We start from the raw sequence: 5,898 nt of genomic DNA on the forward strand, positions 1-5,898 counted from the left end.
GAATTACTACGTTTATATTTAATAAAAAATTATAAATTACATTCCAAAAATTCAAGTTATATAACATATCTAAAAAATAGCCACTTTAACCCTGAAATTCCTAAGGAATGTGCAGGTTTAACTTTTTATAGAATTAAAAAAATAAAGAAAAGAAAAAAATTTCCCACGCCTTAAAGCTCGAAAAATTTAGCTTTGCAATTTGGCGGATCATATTTCAATATTTTTACATCGAATCCTCTATTTAGAATAAGTTCAGCTACTCCCGCAAACGCGATTAATCGGGGGCAGGGCACTTGTCCTAGGACATTGTAGATGCCTTCTTTGATTACGTCAAGGCACACATTTAGATAGCTACAGTCACCACTCAGTGATACCTCTACCTCTTCGTTACCCAAGTCGGTGAGTATTACATCTTGTTCTCTTACGAATCCGATTGCTACGTGTAAGCCTCTATATTTTTGTAGAAAATCGTAAAGATTCTTTGCCCCTTTTAGATGTTCTGTTAGGCCTAAATTCGTTACAAGCGATTTTGTTGCTTCTTTACCGACTCTTTTACTAATTACTCCAGTTGCGCCGGTGAGCAGGCTCTCTCCTTTCAGTCCACCATAAATCTAGGCATCCTGTGAGGGATATTTTTCCACCAAGTTTAGTAAGGCGGTTCCAGTTCGTCTATTGTACCATAATTTCTATCTAGCTGGAATTTTTCCTGAGTATACTTGTTAGCATTTTCTAAAAAATTTTCAACACTGCAGGAGAAATCAATGGTTCATTCCGGTACGCATCAGCAAGAGCTCTAACTATTCTCTCATTTCCTACAGGCATAATTCTAAACCCCCTTTTGTCATATGTTGGCAAATAATAATGTGAGAATCTCTAATTGATTAATAATTTTAAAAAAATAGTGAAATCTTATCTAAATCATTTTGGGCGACGCAGATGCGACCGATTCTAAACTCTTATTTTAAGGCTCCAAATCTGGAAAGAAGCCCTATAAAAGCTCCTTTACTAGGCGAACCACAAGGAAACAATACCGCCATGCTTTTACTCTATAATATAAACACGTTTAACAAATTTAAATCAACTTTATTTTTTAGGGCTTTTATTTTGAGAGGGAAACGCCCAGAAGGTCTGCTATCTTGTGGATTTCTATTAAATTGCTTTCATGAGGCTGTCCTGTCCTGATTCCTGCTGTGAATAAAACATTGTCTTTATCTTCAATAAGTTTTTTTTCCTTAAGAATCTGTGCGGTGTTGTAAATGATGTCGCGGGCCTCTCGGTATTTTATATGTACTGGTTCTACTCCGTAGATTATTTCTAATTGTCTCTTAACCATTTCGTTGTCTGTTACTGCGATGATTGGTTGTTTGAGTCTGAACCTTGCAATCATTCTTGCGGTGTATCCGGATCGGGTTATGGTTACAATCTTGTCGATGGGCATTGAGTTTGCTATTAGGTTTATGGACTTGCTCACTGTCTGGGAGATGTTGATGTAGCCGTTCATTTCTATTTTACTAGCTACCATGCGTTCAGCTTCCCTCGCGATTTTGGTCATCATCTCCACACACTCAACGGGATATTTTCCAATGGATGTTTCTCCTGAGAGCATGACCGCGTCGCTTCCATCTAGGATGGCGTTTGCTACGTCGCTGGCCTCAGCTCGGGTGGGGGTGGGATTGTTCACCATAGATTCCAGCATCTGGGTCGCCGTTATCACTACTTTTCCTAGTTGGTTGCATCTTCGGATTATGTCCTTCTGGATAACGGGGACCTTCTCGTAATCTATCTCCACGCCTAAATCTCCCCTTGCCACCATGATGGCATCTGATTCTTCTATAATCTCGGCGATGTTCTTTACACCATCGTAGTTTTCAATTTTGGCTATAACCGCCTGTTCGCCTGTGCCGATTTTCGTACTTAGATTCTTTAAGTCGTTAGCGTCCCTAGTGAAGGAGAGGGCTATGAATTCAGCATCGTTTTCTTTGGAGAATTCTATTACCTCGAGGTCTTTTTGTGATAGGCTGGGAGCATTAATCCTCTTGTGGGGAATATTAACCCCCTTGTTGTTTTCGATTATTCCTCCATAGAAAACCTGTAAATACAACTTCCCCTTCTCTTTCTTGACTACTTTTAGTCCCACGGCCCCGTTATCAACGAGAATCTTGTCCCCCAAATCCACCTCGTCATAAAGATTGTAGGAGAAGTTGAGTTCCTCATCTCCAATACCCGCCACTATGACATCACCGACCCTAGCCTCGCGGGAACTTTTAATTCTTGTTCTAATCTCCGGCCCCTTAATATCCATAATGACCGGTATTTCCCCCACCTCTCTGGTTATATTAATGATTTCTTTATACTGGTTGAAGTCCCCGTGAGCGGTGTTTATTCTTATGGCATCCATTCCAGCCTCGTACATTCGCCTGATTGTTTTCAAATTTAAAGTAGCTGGGCCGATGGTGCATATTATTTTGGTTTTTTTCTCTCTTCTTCTAACCATACTGCATCTATCCTTCACTGCATCCAATATCTAAAACTCTTTCATCCCCTCTGAGTTGGAGTTTTGTTATAGGTTCCTGTGCTCATTCCTCCTGCTCAGAAGAGCTTTTATGATAATCCTCAGCATCCCATTTCTACATGTTAATACCTCATAAATATTGCTATAATCAGCAAAAACCGATTATAATTATTAGGTTTTATCTTACAACTTTTCGGAATACCCGTAGAAAGTTTTCCCCGGCTATTTTGTTTATCTCTTGATCGCTGTAGCCCCTGCTAGCCAGTCCTTTGATTAGATTTGGGAATTTTATGTAATCTTCAAAACCCTCTATTTTTGTGGCGAAGCTAGCCCGGTGCTCTGGCCTAAATCCTAAAACTTCCAGAAACTCGCTTACCTTAATCGCTAATGGTTCCGGAAGTGAGAAGCCGTAAAAATCTGTTCCAATTCCCACATAATCAACACCAACCAGATCTACGATATAGTCCACGTGAACCAACCAGTCGTCAATAGTTGTCTTGGATCTAGTGGTTAGGAATCCGGGTACCGCGAGTACACCAATGTATCCTCCTTTTTCCGCTATGGCTTTTAGTAGCTCATCAGTCTTGCCTCTATCGTGATCATACAATTTTTTGGAAAAGGTGTGAGTGGCAGCCACAGGGTCTTTCGAGTTCTCCGCAGCATCCATAGATGTCTGGGGCCCACAGTGGGAAACATCCACCAACGCCCCCAGCTTGTTCATCCTATCAATTACCATAAGACCGAAGTTGCTTAGTCCCCCGTCCATTCTTTCCGTGCACCCGTCCCCAACCAGGTTTCGGTAGTTATAGGTTAGCTGCATTATTCTAACACCCATCATATAGTAGAGATCTAATAAATCAATGTTGGAACCGATGTGCTCCAAGCTTTGAAAACTGAATATGATGCCCTTTTTATTCTGTTTAAAGGCTTTCTCAATGTCCTCTGCTTTTAGAACCTTCACTAGGAAATCTTTTCTATGGTCAACTATGTGTGTCAGAAAGGAGTAATTGTGGAAAACCCCGTCATAGGAGTAGGGTTTCTCGTGTATCGGACCAATAGTCCAGCTCACACAGGTTACTCCCGACTTTTTCCAAGCATCCATGTATTTTGCAAAATAATCATTATCGGAAGCAATGGTCTTGGCGGCAACCACAATGAGATCTTGAATAATCTTCCAAGGACTGAGACCCAAAGACAGCATCTGATTGCTGGTTTCAACTAAACTATCGGTCCAGACTAAAGGACCATGACTTAGAGTATCGATAATCAGTCTAGAGCCCAAAATTCATCTCCTCCAGTTTAACTAACTTTTATACCTATCTTTTCTATACTTTCGAATATATATTTATTCTAGTTTTATTAAAACAAAAAAATTAACAGGTGACATGAATTAGTGCTGCCTTTTTTCCTTCTAATTTATTATACTCTCTGATGGCTTCCGGCGTTGGAGCAGGAATAACTCTTATGCCCCTATTTTTCACCCAATCCTCAGCTTCCTTGGTTAGCTTCAATAAACCGCTTTGACCAGTACCAATCACAATTATTTCGGCCTCTTCTAAGAATTCAAGCTCTTCCGGAACCAGTTTATGACTAGTGCCAAAAATGGACTTAGAAAGAGTTTTCCTCCTTTCCTCCACCCTACCATTCGGAAGAACCAATATGTCGTATCCATATTTTTTCCCATCGAATACTACGCTCCCAAAAGAAGTGTCCTCAAAACTCATAACACTATTCCTCCACTATGGAATATGTATTAGTATTTAAGATATAAAAAATTTCTATAATTTTCGTGTGCTGATCAGGGGAGTCTTTCCATATCACCTGTAGCTTGCTTAAACTCATCTGCAACTTTAGGATCTGTATCTAGTAGCCAATTGTAGACTCTGAGGAGCATTCTCTGAGCACCTTTTTCTGGCAGTTTGTCTTTCTCCCACATTTCCATCTTTTGGCTAATTTTGGTGTCAATTGGTTCCTCGGTGTGCACTCCCTCCTTTTGACAGGCTTTCAGCAACCTTGTGTCATCTGATGCTAATGAGGATATGCTATGTTGTAGACAAGACACTAAAAGCAGGGCATCATTCGCCTCTATAGAGTGCTCCACAACTTTTCTGAGAGCCACACATACATCCTCTTCTGTGATATGTATGAGCTCTATAGGAGAATCGAAGAGTAAGACCGCTTGCTCACATGCCTTGTTTCTGCATAACCCATAAATCCTCCAGAGCACATAGTAGATTCCGAATGGAGTTAGAGGTGTGGTCACCAGCAACTTTTTTTCACCCACTCTCCTGATGAATTCTTCACATGCACTTGTTGCAGGATGACCCTCCACAAGAGCGTACACTAAGATGTTAGTGTCAATATCTTTCTCGACATTATGATTCACCAAATATTAACTCGTCGACCGAAACTTTCTCAAGAGAAACGGCAACAGCCCTGTTCCAGTCAACCTTCACCTTTTTGATTAGAAAATCCTTCCATCCACCTTTTTTAGGGCGTATCAACACTCCATCCTCTACCTCAACTATGTCTACCTCTCCTTTTAACCTCCATTTCTTCCTGATATCTTTTGGTATAACTAGTCTACCCTGATCGTCTATACGGCCTGCTATCACCATTACCATCACCATTACCATTTAAAATATTCAAACTTACGGATAAATATTGATAAAACAGCCAACTCATATGAAAAAAGTCATAGAATTATAGCAAGAAAAAGGGAGAAGGAGTTTATAGGAATACTTAGTCAATAATTTACTACTTATAATATCAATTAATTCATAGCTCTTTATTAACCTACGTTAATTAACTATAGCAAATAGATAAGGGAAGATGTGAAATTGAGGATAAAAGATCAGGAAATTACGGAAAGAGAAATGATAGAATCCATTATTAGGAAGGCTAATGTTTGTAGAACCCTTTTCTGAGAACAATATTCCGTATATTGTTCCAGTTATTTTTGGTTACAGGGAAAATTGTTTATATGTTCATTCTGCTCGTGAAGGGAAAAAAATCGATATTATAAGGAAAAACAATAGAGTTTGTTTTGAATTTGATACCGATGTTGAACTAGTGAAATCCGAAAAGGCTTGTAACTGGAGTGTAAGATATTATAGCGTTATCGGATTTGGAAAAGCTTTTTTGATTGATGATATCGAGGAAAAAAGAAGTGCCTTGGATATTATTATGGAACACTATTCTGATGATTCATATGAATATTCTGAAGAATTAGTAAATAATATGATAATTATTAAAATAGATATTGAATATTTGACCGGAAAAAAATCGGGCTATCAATGAAGTAGTTATTTTTTACAAGGTTTTGTAATCTTCCTAAAAGAATTATCCGTCTCTTTTTATAAAAAGGGTAATAGAATATTTTTTAA

Annotated in this window: 7 protein-coding genes; 1 reads left to right on the forward strand and 6 read right to left on the reverse strand. The window is 39.0% G+C overall.

Going from position 1 to position 5,898, the window contains the following annotated elements:
- Window positions 1-170: 170 nt before the first annotated feature.
- The 6 genes from ACUVXA_RS14825 to ACUVXA_RS14850 form a co-directional block, all read right to left on the reverse strand.
- Complete coding sequence (locus tag ACUVXA_RS14825; protein WP_445872058.1) at window positions 171-395, reverse strand: hypothetical protein; 225 nt, start codon at window positions 393-395, stop codon at window positions 171-173.
- 704 nt (window positions 396-1,099) lie between these two features.
- Complete coding sequence (gene pyk, locus ACUVXA_RS14830) at window positions 1,100-2,512, reverse strand: pyruvate kinase (RefSeq protein ID WP_445872064.1); 1,413 nt, start codon at window positions 2,510-2,512, stop codon at window positions 1,100-1,102.
- 178 nt (window positions 2,513-2,690) lie between these two features.
- Window positions 2,691-3,794, reverse strand: coding sequence for a dipeptidase (locus ACUVXA_RS14835; RefSeq protein ID WP_445872059.1), 1,104 nt, complete (start codon window positions 3,792-3,794; stop codon window positions 2,691-2,693).
- Window positions 3,795-3,885: 91 nt separating this feature from the next.
- Window positions 3,886-4,236: an Mth938-like domain-containing protein gene (locus tag ACUVXA_RS14840; protein ID WP_445872060.1), complete on the reverse strand. Its 351-nt coding sequence runs from the start codon at window positions 4,234-4,236 to the stop codon at window positions 3,886-3,888.
- A 74-nt stretch (window positions 4,237-4,310) separates the two neighbouring features.
- Window positions 4,311-4,898 carry a type II toxin-antitoxin system VapC family toxin gene (locus tag ACUVXA_RS14845; protein ID WP_445872061.1) on the reverse strand — a complete coding sequence of 196 codons (588 nt, stop codon included), beginning with the start codon at window positions 4,896-4,898 and terminating at the stop codon, window positions 4,311-4,313.
- A complete protein-coding gene (locus ACUVXA_RS14850) occupies window positions 4,888-5,130 on the reverse strand; it encodes an AbrB/MazE/SpoVT family DNA-binding domain-containing protein (RefSeq protein ID WP_445872062.1) in 243 nt (80 codons plus the stop codon). Before ACUVXA_RS14850 ends, ACUVXA_RS14845 begins: the two co-directional genes overlap by 11 nt.
- 286 nt (window positions 5,131-5,416) lie before the next feature.
- On the opposite strand from ACUVXA_RS14850, the gene ACUVXA_RS14855 reads away from it, so the two are divergent.
- On the forward strand, window positions 5,417-5,812 hold the full coding sequence (locus tag ACUVXA_RS14855) for a pyridoxamine 5'-phosphate oxidase family protein (RefSeq protein WP_445872063.1): 396 nt from the start codon (window positions 5,417-5,419) through the stop codon (window positions 5,810-5,812).
- Window positions 5,813-5,898 lie beyond the last annotated feature (86 nt).

Source organism: Candidatus Jordarchaeum sp., assembly GCF_052745115.1.